Genomic DNA, 23,426 nt, shown 5'->3' with positions numbered 1-23,426 from the left:
ATTGACCGAGAAAAAAATAGTGATATAATTGAATAAGGTTTTGATTTAAATACACATATGTCAAAATATTAGACAAATTGATAATACGGAGGAATAAAAGATGGACAAGAAAAATATTGACTGGGCAAATCTTGGTTTTGGTTATGTAGATACAGACAAGAGATTTGTGGCAAATTTCAAAGATGGCAAGTGGGATGATGGAGTATTAACAGAGGACTCAAACGTAGTCATTAACGAATGTGCCGGAGTATTACAGTATGCTCAGACTATTTTCGAAGGAATGAAGGCGTACACAACAGAGGATGGCCGCATAGTCACATTCCGTCCTGACTTAAACGCATCTCGTTTCGCTGATTCAGCAAGAAGATTAGAGATGCCTGTATTCCCAGAGGATAAATTCGTAGAAGCTATTAAAGAAACAGTAAAGGCTAACGCAGCATACGTTCCACCATATGGTTCAGGAGCTACATTATATGTAAGACCTTATATGTTCGCAAGCTCATCAGTAATTGGTGTTAAGCCTGCAGAAGAATATCAGTTTAGAGTTCTTACAACACCTGTAGGACCTTACTTTAAAGGCGGTGCAAAGCCAATTACAATTAAGGTTAGTGATTTTGATAGAGCAGCTCCTCATGGAACAGGACATATCAAAGCAGGTCTTAACTATGCAATGAGCTTACATGCAATTGTTACTGCACATGCAGAAGGTTTTGATGAGAACATGTACCTTGATGCAGCAACAAGAACAAAGGTAGAAGAAACAGGTGGTGCAAACTTCATTTTCGTAACAAAAGATAATAAAGTTGTTACTCCAAAGTCAAATAGTATTTTACCTTCAATTACACGTCGTTCAATTATGTATGTTGCAAAAGAATATCTTGGACTTGAAGTTGAAGAAAGAGAAGTATTCATCGATGAAGTTAAAGATTTTGCAGAATGTGGTTTATGTGGAACAGCAGCAGTTATTTCACCTGTTGGTAAGATCGTAAATCATGGCGAAGAAATCTGCTTCCCAAGTGGAATGGATGAAATGGGACCTATTACAAAGAAATTATATGAAACATTAACAGGTATCCAGATGGGCAGAATTGAAGCTCCAGAAGGCTGGTTAGTAGAAATTAAGTAATGACAATAAAAAGTCCGCTTATGTAACAGTAGGCGGGCTTATTTATTAATTGGGATTTCAAAGAAATCACAATTAATAAATAACGTTCCACTAGGGATGCACACTGGCGCAAAGGGAAAAATGTTGCTGAAGCAACATGCGCTCGATGCGTAGAATGTCACAAGGGACATTCTTAGTTATATAATTGGGATTTTTTAAAAACCCCAATTAATTTGTTGTAGCTATTACTATTATGAAGGAGAAAAATATATATGTGGACAAGAGCAGAATTAAAAAGTACAGCCAGACAGATACTACAGAAGAATTACTGGAGTGCGGTACTTGTAACTTTGATATTATCCATTGTTATTGGCAATTTTAGTTTTGGAACATCAGTTAATTTTAATGACGTAACAGATTACATAACTAACACGGGAAATTCTATATTAACAGACAACTCTTATATGGAATATACAGATCAAAGTGCGAATTTACAGTTTAATATTTTAAGAACAAGATTACTGGGAATTATAAAAAATATTTCATACACACAGATTTCCATGGTGTTAATACTTGGAATAATCATTTTCCTCGCAGGTCTCGCTTTAGCTTTCTTAGTTTTTGCGCAGTTAGAGGTTGGCTGTAAGAGATGGTTAATTAAAAACAGAACAGTGAATCCTCAATTTAGTGAAATGACAGAAGGGTTCAGAAATGGGTATTTAAACATTGCAAAAACAATGTTTTTAAAATCATTATATACATCATTATGGTCACTGTTATTTATTATACCCGGTATAGTTAAAATGTACGAATACAGAATGATACCATATTTGCTCGCTGAAAATCCTAATATGAGTTCCAGCGAAGCTTTTAGAAGAAGCAGACAAATGATGATGGGAAATAAAATGAATGCGTTTGTCCTTGACTTATCATTTATTGGTTGGAATATTTTGGCATCATTTACATGTGGTATACTTAACATATTCTATGTTGTACCATATAAATATTTAACAGATGTAGAATTGTACGTGACTCTATGTGGTTATCCTAAGCACAATAATCAGCAACAGCATGATAATTTTAATACAAATTATGACAGTTACGAAGAAGTTTAGAAAAAAGTCACTTTTTGGAAACAAAATTCGATTATTATACTAGACAAAGGAATTATAATTTGTTAAAATTATAACAAAGTTGAAAATCTTTTTAAAAATTATATATATGGAGGATTAATATTATGTCAAAAAAAGTAGTTATTGCAGGCGCATGTCGTACAGCAATCGGTAAGATGGGTGGAGCTTTAAGCACAACTCCAGCACCAGTTTTAGGATCTATTGTTATTGAAGAAGCTCTTAAGAGAGCAGGCGTACCAAAGGACGCTGTTGATCACGTATACATGGGATGCGTTATCCAGGCTGGTCTTGGACAGAACGTAGCTCGTCAGGCTTCAATCAAGGCAGGTCTTCCAATTGAAACACCAGCAGTTACAGTAAACGTTGTTTGTGGTTCAGGTCTTAACTGTGTAAACATGGCTGCACAGATGATTAAAGCAGGAGATGCTGATATTGTTGTTGCAGGTGGTATGGAAAATATGTCAATGGCACCATACGCACTTCCAAAGGCAAGATTTGGTTACAGAATGAACAATGGTACAATCATTGATACAATGGTAAATGATGCTTTAACAGATGCATTCAACAACTACCACATGATGATTACTGCTGAAAACGTAGCTGAACAGTGGGGAATCTCAAGAGAAGAATTAGATGAATTCTCAGCAAACTCACAGCAGAAATGCGAAAAGGCTATGGCTGACGGTAAGTTCAAAGATGAAATCGTACCTGTTGTTGTTAAGAATAGAAAGGGCGATATCGTTGTAGATACAGATGAAGGACCAAGAGCTGGTACAACAGCTGAATCACTTGGTAAATTGAGATGCTGTTCAGGAAAGCCTGATGGTGTTATTACAGCAGGAAATGCTTCAGGTATTAACGATGGAGCTGCAGCAGTTGTAGTTATGAGTGAAGAAAAAGCTAAAGAATTAGGTGTTACACCTATGGCTACATTTGTTGGCGGAGCACTTGGTGGTGTTGCACCTGAAATCATGGGTGTTGGACCAGTTGCTTCAACAAAGAAAGTTATGGAAAAAACTGGCTTAACAGTTGATGATATGGACTTAATCGAAGCTAACGAAGCTTTCGCAGCACAGTCAGTAGCAGTTGCTAGAGACTTAAAGTTCGATATGAGCAAAGTAAACGTAAACGGTGGTGCTATCGCACTTGGACATCCGGTAGGAGCTTCAGGTTGCCGTATCCTTGTTACATTACTTCATGAAATGCAGAAGAGAGATGCTAAGAAGGGTCTCGCTACTTTATGTATCGGTGGCGGAATGGGTTGCTCAACAATCGTTGAAAGAGACTAATTGAATACATAAAAAGCTGGTGGCAATTTTTTACTACCAGCTTTTAGTGTGTTTTTCTACCATAAGAGTTTATCCAAACTCTTAATACAATTATAATTTTTTAAGGAGAAGTGATATGGAATTTATTACTTATGAACAGGATGGATTTGTTGGAGTAATTACAATCAACCGTCCAAAGGCATTAAATGCATTAAACAGCCAGGTTCTTGATGAATTAAATGCAACTTTAGATGCAGTTAATTTAGATGAAACAAGAGCATTAGTTTTAACAGGTGCAGGAGAAAAATCATTTGTAGCCGGTGCTGATATTGGAGAAATGTCAACATTAACAAAGGCTGAAGGTGAAGCATTTGGTAAAAAAGGAAACGATGTATTTAGAAAGTTAGAAACATTTGACATTCCTGTAATCGCTGCCGTAAACGGATTTGCTTTAGGTGGTGGATGCGAAATCTCAATGAGTTGTGATATTAGACTTTGTTCTGAAAATGCAATTTTCGGACAGCCTGAAGTAGGTCTTGGAATCACACCTGGATTTGGTGGAACACAGAGACTTGCAAGATTAGTTGGTCCTGGAATGGCTAAGCAGATGATTTACACAGCTAGAAACATTAAGGCTGATGAAGCTTACAGAATCGGTCTTGTAAATGCTGTATATCCACAGGAAGAATTATTAGATGCTGCAAAGAAGTTAGCTGCAACAATTGCTAAGCAGGCTCCTATCGCAGTTAGAGCTTGTAAGAAAGCTATCAATGATGGTCTTGATGCAAGCATGGATGATGCTATCGTTATTGAAGAAAAATTATTTGGAAGCTGCTTCGAAACAGAAGATCAGAAGGCAGGAATGGGTAACTTCCTTGAAAAAGATAAAGAAAAGAAGTTAAAGGTTGTTCCTTTCCAGAACAAATAATTAAATAAGGAAAACACCACATGGATTTAATTTCATTGTGGATACAATTTAAATTTTATAAAAATATTTTTGGAGGAAAATAAGATGAAAGTTGGAGTAATTGGTGCTGGTACAATGGGCCAGGGAATCGCAAAGGCTTTTGCTATGGTTGATGGTTACACAGTAGCTTTATGTGACATCAAGCAGGAATGGGCAGAAGGCGGAAAAGACAAGATTGCTAAAGGATATGCAAGACTTGTTGAAAAAGGAAAAATGACACAGGAACAGGTTGATGGTATTCTTGATAGCATCACACCAGGTCTTAAGGAAGACTTATGTGCAGATTGTGACTTAATCGTTGAAGCTGCATTTGAAAACATGGAAGTTAAGAAAACTACATTTGGTGAATTAGATAAGATTTGCAAGCCTGAATGTATCTTTGCTTCAAATACATCATCACTTTCTATCACAGAAATCGGAAATGGTCTTACACGTCCTATGATTGGTATGCATTTCTTCAACCCTGCTGATAGAATGAAGTTAGTAGAAGTTATCGCAGGCGTTAATACACCTGACGAAACAGTAGAAGAAATCATTAAGATTTCAAAAGAAATTGGAAAGACACCTGTACAGGTAAATGAAGCTGCAGGATTTGTAGTAAACAGAATTTTAATTCCAATGATTAACGAAGCTGCTTTCATTAAGATGGAAGGTGTTTCAGATATCGCTGGTATTGATGCAGCTATGAAGCTTGGTGCTAACCACCCAATGGGACCACTTGAATTAGGTGATTTCGTTGGTTTAGATATCTGCCTTGCAATTATGGATGTACTTTATAATGAGACAGGAGATAGCAAATATCGTGCATGTCCATTAATCCGTAAGATGGTTAGAGGTGGAAATCTTGGTGTTAAGTCAGGTAAGGGATTCTACGTTTATAACGCAGACCGTACAAAGACACCAGTAGATGCTCAGTAATTTAGAGCAAACTATAAATATGGAGGAAAGATAAATGGATTTTACTTTAAGCAAAAAACATGAAATGGCTAGAACTCTTTTCAAAGAATTCGCTGAAAATGAAGTTAAACCTCTTGCTCAGGAAACAGATGAAAATGAACAGTTTCCAGTAGAGACAGTTGAAAAGATGGCAAAATATGGTTTCCTTGGTATACCGGTTCCTAAGGAATACGGCGGACAGGGATGTGACGTTTTAACATATGTAATGTGTGTTGAAGAATTATCAAAAGTATGTGGTACAACAGGTGTTATCGTATCTGCACATACATCACTTTGTATCGATCCTATTATGACATTCGGTACAGAAGAACAGAAGAAGAAATATGTTCCAGATCTTGCAAGTGGTAAGAAGCTTGGAGCTTTCGGTCTTACAGAACCTGGTGCCGGTACAGATGCACAGGGACAGCAGACAAAGGCTGTATTTGATGAAGCTACAAATGAATGGGTATTAAACGGTTCTAAATGCTTCATTACAAATGGTAAGTACGCAGATGTTTACATCGTAATCGCTGTAACAGGTAAAGTTGAAAAACGTGGTAGAATGATGAAAGAAATTTCAGCATTTATCGTTGAAAAAGGAACACCTGGATTTACATTTGGTACAAAAGAAAAGAAGATGGGTATCCGTGGTTCAGCTACATACGAATTAATATTTGAAGATTGCCGTATCCCAGCTGAAAACTTACTTGGTAAGAAGGGTAAAGGTTTCGGTATCGCTATGCATACACTTGATGGTGGACGTATTGGTATCGCTTCACAGGCTCTTGGTCTTGCTGAAGGTGCTCTTGAAACAACAATCGAATATGTTAAGGAAAGAAAACAGTTCGGTAGAGCAATTGGTCAGTTCCAGAATACTCAGTTCCAGTTAGCAGATATGGCTACTAAGGTAGAAGCTGCTAAGATGTTAGTATACAAGGCTGCAAGAGCTAAAGATACTCAGAAGGAATATGGTTTCGAAGCTGCTCAGGCTAAATTATATGCAGCAGAAGTTGCAATGGAAGTTACAACTAAGGCTGTTCAGTTACACGGTGGTTATGGTTATATCAGAGAATATGACGTTGAAAGAATGATGAGAGATGCTAAGATTACAGAAATCTACGAAGGTACTTCAGAAGTTCAGCGTATGGTAATCTCTGCAAACTTATTAAAGTAATAGGAGGTACTAATCGTGAAAATTATCGTTTGTGTAAAACAGGTACCTGATACAAAGGGCGGAGTTAAATTCAACCCAGATGGTACATTAGATAGAGGTGCAATGCTTACAATTATGAACCCTGATGATAAGGCAGGCCTTGAAGCTGCACTTAGATTAAAAGATCAGTACGGTGCTGAAGTAACAGTTCTTACAATGGGTCTTCCAAAGGCTGAAGATGTTCTTCGTGAAGCTATGGCTATGGGTGCTGATAACGGAATTTTAGTAACAGATAGAGTTTTAGGTGGTGCTGATACTTGGGCTACATCTACAACAATCGCTGGTGCTATCAGAAATATTAAAGATTATGATATCATTATTACAGGACGTCAGGCTATTGATGGTGATACAGCTCAGGTTGGACCACAGATTGCTGAACATCTTGGAATCCCTGTTATTTCATACGCTGAAGGTATTGAAGTTGACGGAGATAGCGTAATTGTTAAGAGACAGTATGAAGATAGACATCATATGCTTAAAGCTAAAATGCCTGTATTAATTACAGCTCTTTCAGAATTAAATGATCCTCGTTACATGACTCCAGGTGGAATTTTTGATGCTGTTGATGCTGAAATCACAACTTGGGGAAGAGCAGACTTAGTAGATGTAAACGATGGAGACCTTGGCCTTAAGGGCTCACCTACAAAGATTGCTAAGGCATCAGATAAGGTTCGTAAGGGTGCTGGAGAAAAGGTTGCTCCTGATTCACCTGATGAAGCAGTTGAGTACATCATGGACAAATTATTAACAAAGCACGTTATTTAGTAGAGAGGAGATTATAATTATGCAGAACATTAATTTAGAAGATTATAAAGGCGTATATGTCTTCGCTCAGCAGGTAGATAACGAATTAAGCGGTATCGCATTCGAGTTACTTGGAGAAGCAGGAAGACTTGCAAAACCATTAAATACAGAAGTAACAGCCGTACTTCTTGGATCAAACGTTGGAAATTTAGTTGATCAGTTAGCTGAATATGGCGCTGATAAGGTTATCGTTGTTGATAATCCTGAACTTGAAACATACAGAACAGAACCATATGCTCAGGCTTTAACAGCAGTTATTAATGAATTCAAGCCTGAAATTATGTTAGTTGGTGCTACAGCAATCGGTAGAGATTTAGGTCCTACAGTTTCAGCTAGAGTAGCAACAGGTCTTACAGCTGACTGTACAGTTCTTGAAATTGGTGATTTCCCAATCAATCCAATTCCAGGTAGAGAACAGAAACATAATCAGCTTCTTATGACTCGTCCTGCATTCGGTGGTAATACAATTGCTACTATTGCATGTCCGGATCATAGACCACAGATGGCTACAGTTCGTGCCGGTGTTATGCAGAAAGCAGAACCAAAGCCAGGTGCAAAGGCAGAAGTTATTAACTTTGACGCTAAGTTAGAAAAGAACAGCAAATATGTTGAAATTCAGGAAGTAATTAAGTCTGTAACAGAAACAGTTGACATTATGGACGCTAAGATTTTAGTATCAGGTGGACGTGGTGTTGGTTCAGCAGAAAACTTCAAACTTCTTGAAGATTTAGCAGAAGCTCTTGGTGGTGAAGTAGCATGCTCAAGAGCAGTAACAGATAACGGTTGGTTACCAGTTGACAGACAGGTAGGACAGACAGGTAAGACAGTTCGTCCACAGGTTTACTTTGCAATTGGTATTTCAGGTGCTATCCAGCACGTTGCCGGTATGGAAGAATCAGACCTTATTATCGCAATCAATAAAGACGAAGATGCTCCAATCTTTGACGTAGCTGATTACGGTATCGTAGGTGATTTAAACAAAATCGTACCACAGCTTACAGCAGCAATTAAGGCAGCAACAAGTGAAAAATAATCGCGAAGCTTTGAGTAAAGCGACGTAAACATAAAAAGCGAGAAGGTGGAATCGTGCTTGCACGAATGAAACCTTCTCGCTTTTTATGTAACACGCGGCATTTTACGAATGCCGCGTGCTTCTAGATTTGTTTTACAAATCAAGAAGAAACGTCGCTTCAAAGAAATGAAAATGAAAATAATGTCAAAAAAATTTCTTATGGAAAAATATAATATTGATATTAGTGAATATGATTTGATAATAGGGTATAGAGCTGATGATTCTTATTTCAGATTTGCAGAAGACTTTTTAAATAATTCAATAAGTGTTGAAAAATTAGAAAGAGCAAAGGATATTAACAAAGCCAGTGTGGGAACAGAAAAAAATATTGCTGAAACTTTAGGATGTAATATTGAAGAAATAATTTAATAAAGTTAAAAAATGATTTGCATGATTAAATAATTTTAGAAAAATGGCAGAAAATAATAGTAAATGTTAAAAAAATGAAAAAACACTGTAAAAACGTTTAAAAATCTGTTAATATTATAAGGCAATAGCAAATAATAAGAAAGGAAAGTATAGCTAGGCTATACAAAAGAGGAGAATGTTAGAGAAAATATTTAAACTCAAACAGAACAATACTTCTGTTAAGACAGAAGTAATTGCGGGTCTTACAACATTTATGACTATGGCATATATTCTTGCTGTAAACCCAAGTATTTTAAGTGCTTCCGGAATGGATAAGGAAGCGATTCTTATTGCTACATGTTTAGCTTCATTTATTGGTACAATGTGTATGGCGTTTTTTGCAAATCTTCCATTTGCTTTATCAGCAGGTCTTGGACTTAATGCTTATTTTGCATACACAGTTTGTGGAGAAATGAAATATTCATGGCAGATAGCATTATTTGCAGTATTTGTTGAAGGTATTATTTTTATAATTCTTTCTTTAACAAATGTACGTGAAGCTATTTTTGATGCAATTCCATTTAATCTTAAGAAGGCAGTATCAGTTGGTATTGGTTTATTTATTGCTTTTATTGGTTTACAGAATGCAGGACTTGTTCAGAATTCTGATTCAACACTTGTTACTATTACAGACTTTACACAGAATTTCCATACAGCAGGCATTACAGCATTATTAGCTGTTATTGGTGTATTCATTACAGCTATACTCTATATTAAGAGAGTAAAAGGATCAATTCTTATTGGTATCGTATCAACATGGATTCTTGGAATTATCAGTGAATTAGTAGGATTGTATGTTCCTAATGTAGAAAAGGGAGTATATTCAGTTATTCCAACTAATTTTGTAAGTTTTGATTTTTCAGCATTAGGAAAAACATTTGGTCAGTGCTTCAACCTTGACTTCAAGGCTGTTGGTCTTGTTAACTTCATCATTGTTGTATTTGCATTCCTTTTTGTAGACTTATTCGATACGTTAGGAACAATCATTGGTGTAAGTACAAAAGCAGGTATGCTTGATGAAGATGGTAAGTTGCCAAAGATTAAACCGGCACTTTTATCTGATGCTATTGCTACATCAGCAGGTGCTATTCTTGGTACATCAACAACAACAACATTCGTTGAATCATCAGCAGGTGTTGCAGAAGGTGGACGTACAGGTCTTACAGCAGTTGTTACAGGATTATTATTCTTAGTAGCTGTTATTTTCTCACCTTTATTTGTTACAATTCCATCATTTGCTACAGCTCCGGCACTTATTATGGTTGGATTCCTTATGTTTGGAGCTATTACAGATATTAAGTTTACAGATGATAATTTAACAGAAGCTATTCCAGCTTACCTTTGCGTAATTGCAATGCCATTATTTTACAGCATTTCAGAAGGTATTTCAGTAGGAATTATCTCATATGTATTAATTAACTTAGTATGTGGAAAAGGTAAGAAGGTTAAGCCTTTATTGTATGTTTTAGCTGTATTATTTATTTTAAAATATATATTCTTATAAAATAATATAACTATAGATTTGAAAATTGAATATTAACTGCATATATATAATGTTATATGCAGACAAAATAAAGGTTATGGTACTAACTTGGTAGTTGGTATCATAACCTTTTATGTTATATATATGTTTACCATTTTAGTCAAAGCAGTTATAATGTAAAAGAAGAAAAATGTATATATGAAAATATGTAAATAAGAAAATATATAGTGCTAATTAAAAATAGATAATGGGAAAAGCTAGGTGGAAGCATTGTATATAATGTAACATTCTTCCAAGGTATATTTACATAGACAATATATAAAATAGTTATATAGGAGAAATTTATGAATATAAAAATTGAGTGGAAACAGTGTTTGAAAATTGGAATAAGTATATTCGCACTTTTTTTGTGTATTAACTACTGGAATGCGGTAGCTAATACGATAAGTGTGTTTATTAGTGGTGTTACTCCGATTTTAATAGGGTGCGTGGTTGCGTATATGGTTAATATTTTTATGTCAGGACTTGAAAAAAGATATTTTCCTAACAGCACCAAAGAAGGTGTTATAAAAAGCAGAAGACCTGTATGCATGGCACTGGCAATCGTTATTGTTTTAGGTGTGATAGCACTTTTGATTTATATGATTATACCAGAATTAATCAGATGTATTGAGACTTTTATTAATGGCATGCCGGATTTAATAAAAGAAATTTCTCAAAATAAATATGTTAAAAGAATGGTTTCTCAGGAAACATTAGACCAACTAAAAAACATGAAATGGGATAGCTATTTGGAAAAAATAGGTGGCTTTCTGTTTTCAGGAATTGGTGGTGCGGTAAATGCAGTGGCTGCTGTTGCAAGTTCTGTTATATCTGTTGTGGCAACTATTTTAATTGGAATTATTTTTTCTATATATTTTCTAACAGGAAAAGAAAGATTAATTAATCAAACAAAAAGAGTAATAAAAGTTGTTTTTAAGGAAAAATGGTATAACAAAATAATGCATTATATTTATATTTTTGATGATTGTTTTCATGGTTATATTGTGGGCAAATTAATTGATGCAGTTGTCCTTGGTGGGATGTGTATGCTTACCATGTTTATTTTAAGATTGCCATATGCGGTTATGATTGGAACACTAATAGGTTTTACTGCATTAATACCAGTTGTTGGTGCATATGTAGGAACTGCTGTTGGGGCAATTATGGTATTAACTGAGTCACCAATGCAGGCTATTATATTTATAATTATTATTATGGCAATTCAGTTAGTAGAGGGAAATGTAATTTATCCAAAAATCATGGGCAATTCAATAGGTCTTCCCGGAATTTGGGTTTTGGCAGCTGTAACTGTAGGTGGTAGTTTGTTTGGAATAATTGGTATGTTAATTGGTGTTCCAATTATTGCGGGATTCTATAAGATAGCATCTGAAAGTATTCATAAAAGGGAAGAAAAACTAAAATAAATCCTTTTAAAAAGTGCAAAAACAACGCTAGAAATATTATTGAAAAAATACTACAAAAGAAGTATTATATATTTTGTAGAACTAACAAAAGTTAGTAAGGACAAACAACTAAGGAGGAAAAGAAAATGGATGTATTAAAGAAAGTAGGAATGTTCGCAGCTGGAACATTATTTGGAACAGCAGGAATTAAAGTTTTAACAAGCAAGGATGCAAAGAAAGTATATGCTAACTGTACAGCAGCAGTTTTAAGAGCTAAGGACTGTGTAATGGATACAGTTACAGCAGTACAGGAAAACGCAGAAGATATTTATTCAGAAGCACAGCAGATTAATGAAGAAAGAGCTGCTGAAGAAGATTTTTTTGAAGATGAAGATGTAGTGGAAGACGAAGAAGGCGAAGAAGAATAATGAAATTTGTTATTAAACACGATATAAAAGGAAGAATTCGTGTACATTTCATTAATGGAAAAATGTCTTACAGAGACGCTGATATTGTTCAGTATTATTTTGAAAATCTGGCTTGTATAGAAGCGTGTAAAGTGTTTAATAGAACAAGTGACGTTGTACTTAATTATACATGTACACGAAATAACGTACTGAAACTTTTACAGACTTTTTCTTATAAAAAAGTTAATGTGCCTGATACATATTTAGAGAATACAGGTAGAGAACTAAATGAATATTATAAGGAAAAGCTTATTGACAGGGTAATGGTACGCTATGGATGTAAGTTTTTACTTCCAACAAGTGTAAAGATAGCATTGACACTTTATAATGCTACAAAATATATCGTCAAAGGCATAAAGGTTTTGGCAAAAGGCAAACTGGAAGTGCCTGTTTTAGATGCTACAGCCATAGGTGTATCTGTATTCAGGGGAGATACATCTACAGCAGGCTCTATTATGTTTTTACTTAGTATAGGCGAGTTACTTGAAGAGTGGACTCATAAGAAATCTGTTAGTGACTTAGCAAAGAGCATGTCGCTTAACATTGAAAAAGTCTGGGTTAAGCATGGTGAAATTGAAGAGCAGATTGAATATAACAAAGTTAAACCTGATGATATTGTAATTGCAAGAATCGGCGAGATGGTTCCTTTTGACGGAGTTGTAGTTTCCGGTGAAGCAATGATTAACCAGTCATCAATGACAGGAGAATCAATACCTGTAAGAAAGGTTACTGATAATTATGTATATGCAGGAACTGTTATTGAAGAAGGTCAGATAGAAGTTAGAGTTAAACAGACAGGTGGAACAGGTAAGTTTGATCAGATTGTTACAATGATAGAAGAATCTGAAAAATTAAAATCTTCAATAGAAGGAAAAGCTGAACACTTAGCTGACAAACTTGTTCCATTTTCATTAGGTGGAACACTTTTAACATATCTGTTTACAAGAAATGCTATCAAGGCAATTTCTATACTTATGGTTGATTATTCCTGTGCATTGAAATTGGCTATGCCTGTTTCTGTGCTGGCAGCCATAAGACAGGCGAGAGAACATAATATTACAGTAAAAGGTGGTAAGTTCCTTGAAAAAGTTGCAGTAGCAGATACTATTGTGTTTGACAAAACCGGTACATTAACAAAAGCTGAACCGGTTGTTGTGGATGTGGTGCCTTTTAACGGTTATTCAAAAGATGAACTTTTAAGAATAGCAGCCTGTTTAGAAGAACATTTTCCACATTCTATTGCAAACGCAGTGGTGAATAAAGCAATAGAAAGAAATTTAGTTCACGAAGAACTTCATAGCAAAGTTGAATACATAGTTGCCCATGGAATAGCTACAACTATTTCCGGAAAACGTGCAGTTATTGGAAGTTATCATTTTGTTATGGAAGATGAAGGCTGTGTTATACCTGAAGGCAAGCAGGAATTATTTGATAGTTTACCTAATGAATATTCACATTTGTATCTTGCAATTGAAGGCAAACTTGAAGCAGTAATATTAATTGAAGATCCTTTACGTGAAAATGCAAAGGACACAATTAAAAAGTTAAAGAAGAATGGCATTAAGAAAGTTGTTATGATGACTGGTGACAGTGACAGAACAGCAAAAGCCATTGCAAAAAAAGTCGGTATAGATGAATACTATTCAGAAGTTTTGCCGGAAGATAAGGCAAAGTTCGTAGACAAAGAAATTGCAATGGGACATTCTGTGATTATGATTGGAGATGGCATTAATGACTCACCTGCATTATCTAAAGCAGATGTTGGAATAGCCATGAACCATGGAGCACAGGTTGCAAAGGAAATTGCAGACATAACTATTGATGGCGAGGATTTAAGCCAGATAGTAACATTACTTAAAATAAGCAAATCATTAATGAAAAGAATTAATAGAAATTATCGGACAATTGTTTCCTTTAATAGCGGTTTGATTGTAATGGGAGTTGCAGGAATCATTGCACCTACAACATCAGCGCTGTTACATAATGCATCTACTTTGGCAATTGGTTTAAGTAGCATGAAGGATTTAGATTTGGAAAGATAATAGTTGTGGTATAACACAAATAGTTGAGTGGAATATCATAGACAACAACTTGAAAATAAAGAATCAAAAGAGGACTATAGTTTGGATGTAGAAACATTCAGGCTATGGTCTTTTTTTGCGCAATACGAAAAAAAGTTACTGAGGGGAAAATCCCTTTATTCCTACTAATTTTCTATGAAAAAATAAAAAAATAAAAAAACACTTGATTTTTTACCATAGTTAGAATATTATAACTATAGTTAGATATAACTAACTTCTTTTGAATAGACATTTGGACTCCGAAGAAAGCCCGGAGGGAGTAGCTACCCTCCGTTCGGAATCCTCCAAAAACAACCAGAAAGGTAAGAGAGGAGACACAATGAATTTTTTAGAAATTGAAAAAGTTATTGGAAGAGAGATTATTGATTCCAGAGGTAATCCTACTGTTGAAGCAGAGGTATATTTAGCTGATGGAACAGTTGGAAGAGGAACAGCACCTAGCGGAGCTTCCACAGGAGAATTTGAAGCCTTAGAGCTTAGGGATGGTGACAAAGACAGATATTTAGGAAAAGGTGTTGCCAAGGCTGTTGATAATATCAATACAGAGATAAATGATTTACTTGCAGGAATGGATGCAAGTGATATTTATGCAATAGATAAGGCTATGATTAAAGCCGATGGAACAAAGGACAAATCAAAGTTTGGTGCTAATGCAATTCTTGCTGTATCAATTGCAGCGGCAAAAGCAGCAGCACAGTCTTTAGAAATTCCCCTTTACAGATTTTTAGGAGGAATTTCAGGAAACAAACTACCGGTTCCTATGATGAATATTTTAAATGGTGGTGCTCATGCGGCAAACACAGTAGATGTTCAGGAATTTATGATCATGCCTGTAGGGGCTGATTCATTTAAAGAAGCATTAAGATGGTGTTCAGAAGTGTTCCACAATTTAAGTGCTTTATTAAAAGAAAACGGACTCGCAACATCAGTTGGTGACGAAGGAGGGTTTGCTCCTGACTTAAGCAGCGATGAAGAAGCAATTGAATACATATTAAAGGCTGTTGAAAGAGCAGGTTATGAACCTGGAGGGGACTTTATGATTGCAATGGATGCAGCATCAAGCGAATGGAAAGGTGAAAAGAAAGGTGAGTATATTTTGCCAAAGGCTGGTACAAAATATACATCAGAACAGTTAATTGAACATTGGAAGAATTTAGTAGAAAAATACCCAATCATTTCAATTGAGGATGCCCTTGATGAAGAAGATTGGGAAGGATGGAAAAAACTTACAAAAGAACTTGGTGATAAAGTTCAGTTAGTAGGTGATGACTTGTTTGTTACAAATACAAAGAGATTAAGTAAGGGGATTGAACTAAACTGTGGTAATTCGATTTTAATAAAGTTAAATCAAATTGGTTCAGTTTCTGAAACATTAGAAGCCATTAAGATGGCGCATAAAGCAGGATATACAGCAATATCTTCACACCGTTCTGGAGAAACAGAAGATACAACAATTGCAGATCTAGCCGTAGCACTTAATACTTGCCAGATTAAAACAGGAGCACCAAGTAGAAGTGAAAGGGTTGCAAAATACAACCAGCTTTTAAGAATAGAAGAACAGTTAAAAGATGCGGCTGTTTATCCTGGCATTAAAGCTTTTAATATTAAAAAATAGTATAATAAAGGCATTTTTAGAGGAAAAAATATGGTTGAAAAATATTTAATTGAATGGTGTTCATCCACTTTGGCGTCGTTAAAGACTGCAAGCCTTTTTAATTGGCACTACGTTCACGACAATATTACTTTAGAACAAGTGAAAAGCAGTATTGATGAAATGAATGAAAAATTCAAAGAAAAAGGAATTCAGATTGAAATACTTCGTGAAGAAGAAACCTGGGCGCTTATTTATGTGTACAGAGTAAAAAAACTTGAAGAAGACTTAAAGAAAAATGAGGTTAGTAAATTTTTAAGAGAAAATGGGTACAAAGAGACTTGTGTAAATTATGCGATAAGCTTACTTAAAAAAAGACTAATGGATTTAAAAGCTTTTCCGCATGAAATAGGAGTGTTTTTAGGATATCCAATAGAAGATGTTATAGGGTTTATTAATAATAAAGGGTGCAACTTTAAATGTTGCGGGTATTGGAAAGTTTACGGGGATAAAGAGAAAGCAATCAAAGAATTTGCAAGGTATGATAAGTGCAGAATGATTTATACAAAGTTATGGAATCAGGGGAGAAGCATATTGAAATTAACGGTGGCAGCATAACTGTTTAAAATATATTTTTCAACAATATTTATTTCATGTTTTGAAATAATAAGGGGTTAGATGGAAAATAAAACTATGAAATGGGAAAGAGTAAAAATAACGAAAACAAAAATATGTACTTTAATGAAGAATGTGAAGTATAAGAACTATGGAAACTACAGAATTAAACACAAAAAAGACTAAATAAATAATGTAATTATTATAGTAGAAAGAAGGAAAGAAATGAGTAAAATAGCAGTAGTATTTTGGAGTGGAACAGGAAATACAGGAGTAATGGCTACTAATGTTGCAGAAGGTGCAAAAGAAGCCGGAGCAGAAGTTGATGTAATATATGTATCAGACTTTAGTGCTGATAAGATGGATGATTATGACGCAATTGCGTTTGGTTGCCCGTCAATGGGGGCTGAACAGTTAGAAGAAAGTGAATTCGAGCCTGTATTTTTAGCTTGTGAACCAAAATTAAGTGGAAAGAAGATTGCCTTATTTGGCTCATATGGCTGGGGCGATGGCGAATGGATGAGAAATTGGGAAGAAACATGCAAAAACGACGGTGCAGTTTTAGCAACAGATTTTGTAATCTGTAATGAAGCACCTGACGATGATGCAATTGAACAGTGTAAAGCTTTAGGAAAAGCATTAGTTTAGGTTACTATTTTAAATATCTATATAAGGGCAATTAAAAATATAGGTATTTAATTTAATAATACATACACGATACTTACATATATTTTGTAATTTTAATCTTAATCCAAAAAAGGCCGAAGCATTAGTGCTTCGGTTCTTTTTTTCTTGACCGAATTATGTGTAAGTGCTATTATTTAAAATAGTTTATAACGGATTACTATGTTATATATATTAAATAAAAAAATGTGAGGTATACGAAGATGACAAAGAGTTTTGACGATTTACTAGCAAAGGTTTCACAGTGCTCAAAGAAAACTGTAGCAGTTGCATGCGCACAGGATGATGCAGTACTTGAGGCTGTAAAAGCAGCAAAGGAAAGAGGAATTGCAGATGCAATTTTAGTAGGCAATGAAGCTGAAATTAAAACTATTGCAAGAACATTAAAAATGCATATAAATGAATATAAGATTATTAACGTAGAGGATCCTGTTGAGGCAGCAAGAACAGCAGTAAAGTTAGTTCATGATGGCGAAGCAGACATGTACATGAAGGGACTTATTGATACTAAGACATTCTTAAAGAGTGTACTTGATAAGGAAGTTGGTCTTAGAACAGATAAAACATTATCACACGTTTGTGTATTTGAAATCAAAGGTGTTGATCGCTTATTATTCTTATCAGATGTTGCTTTTGTACCATATCCTGATTTAGCTACAAAAGCAAATATTATTAAGAATACAGTAGAAATTGCTCACGCATGTGGAGTTGAATGCCCTAAGGTTGCACCAATTGCAGCAGTTGAAGTTGTTAATCCAAAGATGCCATGTACAGTAGAGGCTGATGAGTTAACAAAGATGAATGAAAATGGTGAAATCACAGGTTGCATCGTTGATGGACCACTTTCACTTGACTTAGCAATTGAACCACAGGCAGCTTTCCATAAGGGAACAACAGACAGAAAGATTGTTGGTGATGCTGATGTATTATTATTCCCTGATATTCATGCAGGAAACATTACATACAAGTGCTTAGTTCATACAGCTGAATGTAAGAACGGTAACATCTTAACAGGTACAAGCGCACCTGTTATCTTAACATCACGTTCAGATGAATTTGAAGTAAAGGTAAATTCTATTGCTTTAGCAGCGATTGTAGCTGAAGCAATGAACAAATAAATATGACTTTTTAATCGCTCGTTAATTGCGGGTGATAATCTATACATTAAAAATAAGGAGATTTTAAAATGGCTTATAAGATTTTAATTATCAATCCTGGTTCAACATCAACAAAGATTGGTGTATACGAAGATGAAACACAGGTAATGGAAGAAACACTTAGACATTCAACAGAAGAGATTGCAAAATATGAAACAATTTATGCACAGAAAGATTTCCGTAAGGAAGTTATTTTAAATGTACTTAAAGAAAAGAATGTTGACTTAAACGATATAGATGTAGTAGTTGGACGTGGTGGTTTATTAAAACCAATTCCAGGTGGTACATACGCAACAACACCTGAATTATTAGAAGACCTTAAGATTGGAAAACAGGGACAGCACGCATCAAACCTTGGTGGTATTTTAGCACATGAAATCGCTGCTGAAATTAATGTAACATCATATATCGTTGATCCTGTAGTAGTTGACGAACTTCAGGATGTAGCAAGATTATCAGGACATCCTTTATTCCCACGTATTTCAATTTTCCATGCATTAAATCAGAAGGCTGTTGCTAAGAGATATGCAAAGGAAGTTGGAAAGGCTTATGAAGACCTTAACTTAATTGTTGTTCATATGGGTGGTGGTGTTTCAGTTGGAGCACATAAGAATGGTAAAGTTATTGATGTTGCAAATGCATTAGACGGAGACGGTCCATTCTCACCTGAAAGATCAGGCGGACTTCCATCAGGTTCATTAATGAAGCTTTGCTTTAGTGGTGAATACACAAAAGAAGAAGTTGGAAAGATGATTAACGGTAACGGTGGTTTTAACGCATACGTTGGAACAAATGATATGAGAGATCTTTTAAAGATGGCTGAAAATAATGATGAAAAGGCTCAGTTAGTAATGGACGCTTTCCATTATCAGCTAGAAAAAGAAATCGGTGCAATGGCAGTTGTTCTTGGCGGAAAAGTTGACCAGATTATCTTAACAGGTGGTATTGCATATAGTGCAAATACTCAGAATCACATGAAGAATGCCGTAGAATGGATTGCTCCAGTTACAATTTATCCTGGAGAAGATGAACTTCTTGCATTAGCTCAGGGTGCTCTTAGAGTTATGAATGGTGAAGAAGAAGCTAAAGTATACTAGGAGAAATTAATGAAGAAAAAACTTATAAGATCATCAAGTGACAGAATGTTATGTGGTGTATGTGGCGGTCTTGGAATTTATTTTAATATAGACTCAACAATTGTAAGGCTTATTTGGGCAGTAGTTACTTTATGTTCCTGTGGTACAGGAATTTTAGCCTATATAATTGCCACATTAATAATTCCTAATGATGATATAATACAGTAGTGAATATATTTTAGAGTTTAAGGAAGAATATATAATATAAATAAAGGCTATGGAGATTTAGAGAATTTGTCTCTAATATTCATAGTCTTTATTTTTAAGAGGAAAATTATGTTTAAGTTATTAAAATATTTAAAAGATTACAAAAAAGAATCATTATTAGCTCCATTATTTAAAATGTTGGAAGCGTGTTTTGATTTGCTTGTTCCATTAGTTGTGGCAGCAATAATTGATAATGGTATAGCAGAAAATGACACAGCCTACATTTTGAAAATGGGTGGTGTATTGCTTTTATTAGCTGCAATAGGTCTGACATTTTCAATAACAGCACAATATTTTGCGGCAAAAGCAGCAGCAGGTTTTGGTAGAGGGTTAAGACACGATTTGTTTAAACACATTGGCGGTTTATCTTATACACAAATTGATCAGTACGGACCATCTACTTTTATTACCAGAATGACTGCTGACGTAAACCAAATACAGAATCAGGTGAACATGATGCTAAGACTTTTATTACGTTCACCTTTTATAGTAATTGGTGCTATGATTATGGCATTTACAGTAGATGTAAAAACAGCAGTGGTTTTTGCAGTGGCAATTCAAGGACTTTCAGTGATTGTATTTGGAATAATGTTAATCACAATACCTATGTACAAAGTTGTGCAGAATTCTCTTGATGTTGTAATGGGGCATACAAGAGAAAATTTAAGTGGTACAAGAGTTATAAGGGCTTTTAACAGGGAAGCTCAGGAAGTAAAAGAATACAATGAAGAAACTCAGGTTTTAAACAGATTTCAAATTATTGCAGGAAGAATTTCAACACTTATGAATCCGGCTACTTTTATTATTATAAATGTTGCTATCATAGCAATTTTGTGGTACGGCGGAATTAGAGTAAATGTTGGTGGACTTTCTCAGGGACAGGTTGTTGCGTTAGTCAACTATATGTCACAGATTTTAGTTGAGCTAATAAAACTTGCCAGTCTTATTATTAATCTGACAAAAGCCTTTGCCTGCGCAAATCGTGTAAATGAAATATTTGATATTCCTTGTGAGGAAGATATGGGTACATTAGATAATGGACCTGATTTAGATACAAAAGTTGAATTTGATAATGTTTCCTTAATCTATGAAGGAGCAGGGGAAAGCTCCATTGAAGGTGTTAATCTGAAAGTAAAATCAGGAGAAACAATAGGTGTTATTGGTGGTACAGGTTCAGGAAAAACAACTTTAGTAAATATGATACCGGGATTTTATTATCCAACAGAAGGAACCTTGAGCATTGAGGGCGCAGATATTAAAGAATTCAAAAAATCAGCATTACAGAAGAAAATATCAATAGTTCCCCAGAAGGCTTTATTATTTAAAGGAACAATTAGAAGTAACTTATTGTGGGGGAATGAAGATGCAACTGAAGAAGAATTAACAGATGCATTAAAGAAATCACAAAGTTATGATTTTGTAATGGAAAAAGAGAATGGAATTGACTCCTATGTTACTCAAACCGGAAAGAATTTTTCAGGGGGACAGAAACAAAGATTAACCATCGCAAGAGCGTTAGTTAAGAAACCTGAAATATTAATTTTAGATGACAGCTCATCGGCACTTGATTTTGCAACAGAGGCAAATTTAAGAAAAGCCATAAGAAGCTTAGAGAATGTTACAACATTTATAGTTTCTCAGCGAACATCATCTATTATGGATGCAGACCAGATAGTTGTATTAGACGACGGAAAAGTAGTAGGTGTTGGAAAACACGAACAATTATTGGAAAATTGTGAAGTTTACAAAGAGATATACCAATCACAGTTTAAAAATTCAGAGAAGGAGGGCAGATAAATGAATAATATGACACAAAAAGATGCCCTAAAAGAACTTCTTAAGAGAATAAAAAAATACTGGTACATGTTGTTACTGTCAGTGGTTTTTGCTACAGCTTATGTAATATTGTCTTTGTATATTCCAAAACTAATCGGACTTGGAACAGACAGAATTATTGGTCAGGGAAAAGTTGATTTTGTAGGATTAAAGGGCGTTATTCTTCAAATTGTTGTATGTACAATGATTGCCGCAGTAGGTTGGTGGATAATGGGATTATGTAACAACAAAATAACTTACAACGTTATACGTGATATTAGAAAAGAATCTTTTGATAAAATTCAAAAATTACCTGTAAGTTATATTGACTCAAAATCAAGTGGTGACATTGTAAATAACGTTATTACAGATGTAGACCAGCTTGCAGATGGTCTTTTAATGGGCTTTTCAAATTTATTTACAGGTGTAATAACAATACTGTTTACATTGATTTTTATGATACAGATTGATTTGAAAATTGCTTTAGTAGTAATTTGCGTGACACCTTTATCATTTTTTGTGGCAAGCTTTATTGCCAAGAGAACATATTCCATGTTTAGAGTTCAGTCAGAAATAAGAGGTGAACAGACAGGAATTGTAGATGAAACATTAAGCGGTTTGAAGGTCGTGAAGGCGTTTGGTCAGGAAGACAGCATATTAGAGGATTTTGATGACACAAATGACAGATTGTGGAAGGTAAATGTTAAGGCAACATTCTTTTCTTCAATTACTAACCCAAGTACAAGATTTGTAAATAACATTGTATATGCGTTAGTAGCAATATTCGGTGGTTTGGAGGCTGTGATAGCAAAAGGAATAACTGTTGGTGGTTTAATGACTATTTTAAGTTATGCAAATCAGTATACTAAGCCTTTTAACGAAATTTCAGGAGTTATTACAGAATTACAAAATGCAATTGCATGTAGTGCAAGAGTTTTTTCTTTAATAAATGAAGAAGAAATTGTAGATGTAAAAGAATCAGAAGAAACAGTCTTAAAAAATGTTGATGGAAGCATTGGTATAGACAATGTGAACTTTTCATACAACAAAGATAAAGAATTAATAAAAGACCTTAATTTGCATGTAAAACCGGGACAAAGAGTTGCCATTGTTGGACCAACCGGTTGTGGAAAGACAACAATTATTAATTTGTTAATGAGATTCTACGATGTTGATTCAGGTAAAATAACTGTTGATAACAGAAATATAACTGATATCACACGAAAAAGTTTGCGTGAAAATTACGGTATGGTTCTTCAGGAAACATGGCTGCAAAAAGAAACAATTGCAGATAATATTGCTTTTGGAAAAACTGATGCAACAAGGGAAGAAATAATTGAAGCAGCAAAACAAAGTCATGCCCACAGTTTTATTAAACGTTTACCGAAGGGATATGATACGGTAATTGGTGAAGATGGTGGTATCTTATCACAGGGACAAAAACAGTTGCTATGTATTGCAAGAGTAATGCTTGCCTTACCACCAATGCTCATTTTGGACGAAGCAACATCTTCAATTGACACAAGAACAGAAATAAGAATCCAAAAAGCGTTTAATAAAATGATGAAAGGCAGAACTACATTCATAGTAGCCCATCGTCTTTCAACAATAAAAGAAGCAGACATAATTCTTGTAATGAATAACGGAAAAATAATTGAACAGGGAAATCATCAGCAATTGCTTGAACAAAAAGGATTTTACTATAATTTATATAATAGTCAGTACCAATAAAGTAATGTTGCATAATATTTATATAAATGGTAGAATAAACAGTAAGAAAAACAGAATGAAAAACTAACAAAACAAAAGATTGTATTGAAAAACATTAACAAAAACACA

At 34.8% G+C, this 23,426-nt stretch carries 21 protein-coding genes; all 21 read left to right on the top strand.

The window, feature by feature from the left end:
* Positions 1–100 precede the first annotated feature (100 nt).
* The 21 genes from DWZ69_RS04015 to DWZ69_RS03915 all read left to right on the top strand — a co-directional run bounded on the left by DWZ69_RS04015 (position 101) and on the right by DWZ69_RS03915 (position 23,318).
* Positions 101–1,126 (top strand): branched-chain amino acid aminotransferase, encoded by a 1,026-nt coding sequence (locus DWZ69_RS04015; RefSeq protein ID WP_117998931.1) that lies wholly within the window; start codon positions 101–103, stop codon positions 1,124–1,126.
* 251 nt (positions 1,127–1,377) lie between these two features.
* Positions 1,378–2,220 carry a DUF975 family protein gene (locus tag DWZ69_RS04010; RefSeq protein ID WP_117998932.1) on the top strand — a complete coding sequence of 281 codons (843 nt, stop codon included), beginning with the start codon at positions 1,378–1,380 and terminating at the stop codon, positions 2,218–2,220.
* A gap of 122 nt (positions 2,221–2,342) precedes the next feature.
* Positions 2,343–3,527 (top strand): acetyl-CoA C-acetyltransferase, encoded by a 1,185-nt coding sequence (locus tag DWZ69_RS04005; protein WP_117998933.1) that lies wholly within the window; start codon positions 2,343–2,345, stop codon positions 3,525–3,527.
* Positions 3,528–3,642: 115 nt separating this feature from the next.
* Positions 3,643–4,434 carry an enoyl-CoA hydratase-related protein gene (locus tag DWZ69_RS04000; RefSeq protein ID WP_022165356.1) on the top strand — a complete coding sequence of 264 codons (792 nt, stop codon included), beginning with the start codon at positions 3,643–3,645 and terminating at the stop codon, positions 4,432–4,434.
* A gap of 84 nt (positions 4,435–4,518) precedes the next feature.
* Entirely contained in the window at positions 4,519–5,391 is an 873-nt protein-coding gene (locus DWZ69_RS03995) for a 3-hydroxyacyl-CoA dehydrogenase NAD-binding domain-containing protein (RefSeq protein ID WP_117998934.1), read from the top strand.
* Positions 5,392–5,425: 34 nt separating this feature from the next.
* A complete protein-coding gene (locus DWZ69_RS03990; protein ID WP_022165354.1) occupies positions 5,426–6,583 on the top strand; it encodes an acyl-CoA dehydrogenase in 1,158 nt (385 codons plus the stop codon).
* Between the two features lie 15 nt (positions 6,584–6,598).
* On the top strand, positions 6,599–7,387 hold the full coding sequence (locus DWZ69_RS03985; RefSeq protein ID WP_022165353.1) for an electron transfer flavoprotein subunit beta/FixA family protein: 789 nt from the start codon (positions 6,599–6,601) through the stop codon (positions 7,385–7,387).
* Positions 7,388–7,406: 19 nt separating this feature from the next.
* Positions 7,407–8,459 (top strand): electron transfer flavoprotein subunit alpha/FixB family protein, encoded by a 1,053-nt coding sequence (locus tag DWZ69_RS03980; protein WP_117998935.1) that lies wholly within the window; start codon positions 7,407–7,409, stop codon positions 8,457–8,459.
* A 108-nt stretch (positions 8,460–8,567) separates the two neighbouring features.
* On the top strand, positions 8,568–8,867 hold the full coding sequence (locus DWZ69_RS03975; protein ID WP_117998936.1) for a DUF3990 domain-containing protein: 300 nt from the start codon (positions 8,568–8,570) through the stop codon (positions 8,865–8,867).
* Positions 8,868–9,042: 175 nt separating this feature from the next.
* A complete protein-coding gene (locus DWZ69_RS03970; protein WP_118436227.1) occupies positions 9,043–10,410 on the top strand; it encodes an NCS2 family permease in 1,368 nt (455 codons plus the stop codon).
* A 323-nt stretch (positions 10,411–10,733) separates the two neighbouring features.
* Positions 10,734–11,855, top strand: a complete 1,122-nt coding sequence (locus DWZ69_RS03965) for an AI-2E family transporter (RefSeq protein ID WP_117998938.1) — start codon at positions 10,734–10,736, stop codon at positions 11,853–11,855.
* A 125-nt stretch (positions 11,856–11,980) separates the two neighbouring features.
* Positions 11,981–12,262, top strand: a complete 282-nt coding sequence (locus DWZ69_RS03960; protein WP_117998939.1) for a DUF6110 family protein — start codon at positions 11,981–11,983, stop codon at positions 12,260–12,262.
* On the top strand, positions 12,262–14,343 hold the full coding sequence (locus DWZ69_RS03955; RefSeq protein WP_117998940.1) for a heavy metal translocating P-type ATPase: 2,082 nt from the start codon (positions 12,262–12,264) through the stop codon (positions 14,341–14,343). Before DWZ69_RS03960 ends, DWZ69_RS03955 begins: the two co-directional genes overlap by 1 nt.
* A 358-nt stretch (positions 14,344–14,701) precedes the next feature.
* Positions 14,702–15,997: a phosphopyruvate hydratase gene (gene eno / locus DWZ69_RS03950; RefSeq protein WP_117998941.1), complete on the top strand. Its 1,296-nt coding sequence runs from the start codon at positions 14,702–14,704 to the stop codon at positions 15,995–15,997.
* A 30-nt stretch (positions 15,998–16,027) separates the two neighbouring features.
* Positions 16,028–16,591, top strand: coding sequence for a DUF3793 family protein (locus tag DWZ69_RS03945; RefSeq protein WP_022166028.1), 564 nt, complete (start codon positions 16,028–16,030; stop codon positions 16,589–16,591).
* A 222-nt stretch (positions 16,592–16,813) separates the two neighbouring features.
* Positions 16,814–17,236 (top strand): flavodoxin, encoded by a 423-nt coding sequence (locus tag DWZ69_RS03940; RefSeq protein WP_117998942.1) that lies wholly within the window; start codon positions 16,814–16,816, stop codon positions 17,234–17,236.
* 239 nt (positions 17,237–17,475) lie between these two features.
* Positions 17,476–18,390 carry a phosphate butyryltransferase gene (gene ptb, locus DWZ69_RS03935; RefSeq protein ID WP_117998943.1) on the top strand — a complete coding sequence of 305 codons (915 nt, stop codon included), beginning with the start codon at positions 17,476–17,478 and terminating at the stop codon, positions 18,388–18,390.
* 68 nt (positions 18,391–18,458) lie between these two features.
* Positions 18,459–19,526, top strand: coding sequence for a butyrate kinase (gene buk, locus DWZ69_RS03930; RefSeq protein WP_117998944.1), 1,068 nt, complete (start codon positions 18,459–18,461; stop codon positions 19,524–19,526).
* Positions 19,527–19,535: 9 nt separating this feature from the next.
* Positions 19,536–19,733: a PspC domain-containing protein gene (locus DWZ69_RS03925; protein ID WP_117998945.1), complete on the top strand. Its 198-nt coding sequence runs from the start codon at positions 19,536–19,538 to the stop codon at positions 19,731–19,733.
* 108 nt (positions 19,734–19,841) lie between these two features.
* Complete coding sequence (locus DWZ69_RS03920) at positions 19,842–21,569, top strand: ABC transporter ATP-binding protein (protein WP_118436225.1); 1,728 nt, start codon at positions 19,842–19,844, stop codon at positions 21,567–21,569.
* Positions 21,570–23,318: an ABC transporter ATP-binding protein gene (locus DWZ69_RS03915; protein ID WP_117998947.1), complete on the top strand. Its 1,749-nt coding sequence runs from the start codon at positions 21,570–21,572 to the stop codon at positions 23,316–23,318. It begins immediately after the preceding gene.
* Positions 23,319–23,426: the final 108 nt, after the last annotated feature.

The sequence above is a fragment of the Eubacterium sp. AF34-35BH genome, assembly GCF_003477765.1.
In the GTDB taxonomy this organism is placed as follows: domain Bacteria; phylum Bacillota; class Clostridia; order Lachnospirales; family Lachnospiraceae; genus Eubacterium_G.
The sequence above is the reverse complement of the archived record's forward strand: the minus strand, read 5'-3'. Positions and strand labels throughout refer to the sequence as shown.

Coding starts and splice junctions, on each gene's coding strand:
- DWZ69_RS03990 (WP_022165354.1), top strand. CDS start 5,426: ATGGATTTTACTTTAAGCAAAAAACATGAAATGGCTAGAACTCTTTTC.
- DWZ69_RS03920 (WP_118436225.1), top strand. CDS start 19,842: ATGTTTAAGTTATTAAAATATTTAAAAGATTACAAAAAAGAATCATTA.
- DWZ69_RS03940 (WP_117998942.1), top strand. CDS start 16,814: ATGAGTAAAATAGCAGTAGTATTTTGGAGTGGAACAGGAAATACAGGA.
- DWZ69_RS03945 (WP_022166028.1), top strand. CDS start 16,028: ATGGTTGAAAAATATTTAATTGAATGGTGTTCATCCACTTTGGCGTCG.
- DWZ69_RS03975 (WP_117998936.1), top strand. CDS start 8,568: ATGCCGCGTGCTTCTAGATTTGTTTTACAAATCAAGAAGAAACGTCGC.
- DWZ69_RS03955 (WP_117998940.1), top strand. CDS start 12,262: ATGAAATTTGTTATTAAACACGATATAAAAGGAAGAATTCGTGTACAT.
- DWZ69_RS03960 (WP_117998939.1), top strand. CDS start 11,981: ATGGATGTATTAAAGAAAGTAGGAATGTTCGCAGCTGGAACATTATTT.
- eno (WP_117998941.1), top strand. CDS start 14,702: ATGAATTTTTTAGAAATTGAAAAAGTTATTGGAAGAGAGATTATTGAT.
- DWZ69_RS03970 (WP_118436227.1), top strand. CDS start 9,043: ATGTTAGAGAAAATATTTAAACTCAAACAGAACAATACTTCTGTTAAG.
- DWZ69_RS04000 (WP_022165356.1), top strand. CDS start 3,643: ATGGAATTTATTACTTATGAACAGGATGGATTTGTTGGAGTAATTACA.
- DWZ69_RS03965 (WP_117998938.1), top strand. CDS start 10,734: ATGAATATAAAAATTGAGTGGAAACAGTGTTTGAAAATTGGAATAAGT.
- DWZ69_RS04005 (WP_117998933.1), top strand. CDS start 2,343: ATGTCAAAAAAAGTAGTTATTGCAGGCGCATGTCGTACAGCAATCGGT.
- ptb (WP_117998943.1), top strand. CDS start 17,476: ATGACAAAGAGTTTTGACGATTTACTAGCAAAGGTTTCACAGTGCTCA.
- DWZ69_RS04010 (WP_117998932.1), top strand. CDS start 1,378: ATGTGGACAAGAGCAGAATTAAAAAGTACAGCCAGACAGATACTACAG.
- DWZ69_RS04015 (WP_117998931.1), top strand. CDS start 101: ATGGACAAGAAAAATATTGACTGGGCAAATCTTGGTTTTGGTTATGTA.
- DWZ69_RS03995 (WP_117998934.1), top strand. CDS start 4,519: ATGAAAGTTGGAGTAATTGGTGCTGGTACAATGGGCCAGGGAATCGCA.
- buk (WP_117998944.1), top strand. CDS start 18,459: ATGGCTTATAAGATTTTAATTATCAATCCTGGTTCAACATCAACAAAG.
- DWZ69_RS03925 (WP_117998945.1), top strand. CDS start 19,536: ATGAAGAAAAAACTTATAAGATCATCAAGTGACAGAATGTTATGTGGT.
- DWZ69_RS03915 (WP_117998947.1), top strand. CDS start 21,570: ATGAATAATATGACACAAAAAGATGCCCTAAAAGAACTTCTTAAGAGA.
- DWZ69_RS03980 (WP_117998935.1), top strand. CDS start 7,407: ATGCAGAACATTAATTTAGAAGATTATAAAGGCGTATATGTCTTCGCT.